The following is a 2244-nucleotide window of genomic DNA, read 5'->3' as shown; positions in this document are numbered from 1 at the left end:
TTACTCAAAAGTCAATGATTATTTACTGGCTGGAGACAACCATGCTTTTAGTAAAGTAACTTGAGCCTCGCTAGGAGAAGCTACTGGTTTAAGCAAGTTTTTCTCAATAATTTCAGGAATAAACAACGGCGCAGAAAGTTTTACTTCTACTTTTTTGTCACCCTCTTTACGCATAACTACCATATTGATCGTATCATTTTCTTTAGCGTTTTGCATAAAGTCGGTACGGGTATTACGGAAATTAGCTAAATCTAAAGCTTTACCATTCAAGGAAACAAACTCGTCACCAGCTTTCAATCCTAATTTTTTACCAAAAGCATCAATGCCTTCGTCGTCGAGGATATAAATCGCTTTTGATTCTTGATTTAACCCTAAGCTATAAACAGAAACGCCGATTGATTTTTCACGAACCTTCGCTTCTTTTTGAAATTCGATACCCACACTTTGGAAGATTTCTTCCAGCGGTAAAGGTTGATTTCCTTCTACATATTTTGCAAAAAATTGTCTTAATTCAGGGAATTTGGTAATCTCCGTAATTTTATCGAACAATTCTGGGTCTTTGAATGATTTTTCTTTACCATAATATTTAGACAAATCACGCATCAAATTTTGTGTTCCGTAAGCTCCTTTCGAAAGCTGACGAAGTTTAATATCTAAGCATAAACCAATCAGAGCACCTTTTTCGTATACGTTAGGATATTGGTCTTTGTATTTTTCCAATACATCTGCACTCATTTCTGTAAATGGTACTTTTTCATCGTAACGGTCATACATACTGTTGATTTTGTTACGAAGCATATTCAAATATTGTCCCAGTGGAATCAAATCGTACATCACCTGCATGTGACCTGCTGCATACTCGGTCATTCCTTCGTACATCCACAAATGTTTTGACATTTTTGGTTTGTTAAAATCGAAGTCTCCAATTTCTTCAGAGTGAATGCTCAAGGGTGTTACAATATGAAAAAACTCATGAGCACAAACGTCCTTTACTGTTTGAGATAATTCTTCGGCAGAAGCCTCTGGAAGATAATAGAAAGACGAATACGAATGTTCGAGAGCGCCATAGCTGCCATTTTTCAAATTGTCTGACAAAATAATCAAGAACGCATATTTTTTGATAGGCAAAGTACCACCGAGATATTCTTTTTGAGCTTCCAACAAAGTTTTTACATTGGCAGCAATCTCCGCAGAATTGGCTTTTTTATTAGGCGAATACACCGAAATCAAAATATCGGCGCCACCTACCTTCAAGACTGTGGTATCTGGTTTAGAGTACATGATTGGGGCATCTACCAAATCGTTGTAATTGCCCGTTGAAAACAAATCAGTACTTGCATCGCTTTTGCTAGCAATCATCGAAGTAGCACCGTAGAAGCCTTTTGGTTTGGAGAAGTTAACGTTGTAAGTAACGTTTTTCAAATTGTCAAAATAACCAAAAAAACCGTGGGTATTTACCGCAAATAATGTGTCTTTTTCGATATCTGTACCTGCAGGTTCAAAAACATATTCACCTGTGATTTCGGGCGAATCCCAAGTGTCATCCACCAAATAAGTGATTTTGTAAAGACTTTTAGCTTTAGCAATCTTGTAACTGTTTTTATCAATTTTTTCAACCTTCAAGGCTTTGCCAGCAGCATCGAATGCCTTAAAATCGGAGATGTAACGACCAAAGTCATAGTTGGCATAAGTGCCAGGGACAATCTTGGGTAAGTTGTAAGTAATTTCGTCTTTATTGATTTTTGGAGCAATTAATGATACTTCTAATTTATCATTTTTAACGTTGTTTAAGTCAACAAAGAATTGATAAGAAGCATTTTGGGCAACTTTTTGCGCAAAAGACCCCACACACATCGCAAGTGCGCAGAGCGTCAAAATAGTTTTTCTCATTGAATAAAAAATTAAAGTTCTTGAAGCGAACAAAGGCTCAATTTGTTCCTACAACGGAATTTGTATGTGCATGTTGTATGGACTCAGAAAGTATTAGCTAAGGGCGCTTTGCTCAAATATACTAGATTCTGGGCGTTTATTGCTTTTTGAGCAGGATAGATTGTGTCAAAATGTTGTATGCTGTGATGAGCGGAGGAGGTTTAGGCGATTATTGTTAATCCTGAGGAATTTCTCAAATATTAAGTTTTTACTACATAAAAAAACTGCGCTAGTGTTTAAATTCAAAACTCTAGCGCAGCTGATATTTTTAGAAAATCTGAATCAATTAGTTTTGAACAAATTCTCCGTTTGCTT

Annotated in this window: 1 protein-coding gene; it reads right to left on the bottom strand. The window is 36.3% G+C overall.

The genetic code is table 11. The features are described from left to right. Nucleotides 1–18: 18 nt before the first annotated feature. A complete protein-coding gene (locus tag ACOVQ4_RS08950) occupies nt 19–1890 on the bottom strand; it encodes a peptidase M61 (RefSeq protein WP_421820310.1) in 1872 nt (623 codons plus the stop codon). Nucleotides 1891–2244 lie beyond the last annotated feature (354 nt).

This window comes from Flectobacillus sp., assembly GCF_049240685.1.
In the GTDB taxonomy this organism is placed as follows: domain Bacteria; phylum Bacteroidota; class Bacteroidia; order Cytophagales; family Spirosomataceae; genus Flectobacillus.
Note: the sequence above shows the minus strand (reverse complement) of the source record. Positions and strands in the feature narration are given on the sequence as shown.

Excerpts from the sequence above, each read along its gene's own strand:
- ACOVQ4_RS08950 (WP_421820310.1), bottom strand. The coding sequence starts at position 1,890 with ATGAGAAAAACTATTTTGACGCTCTGCGCACTTGCGATGTGTGTGGGG.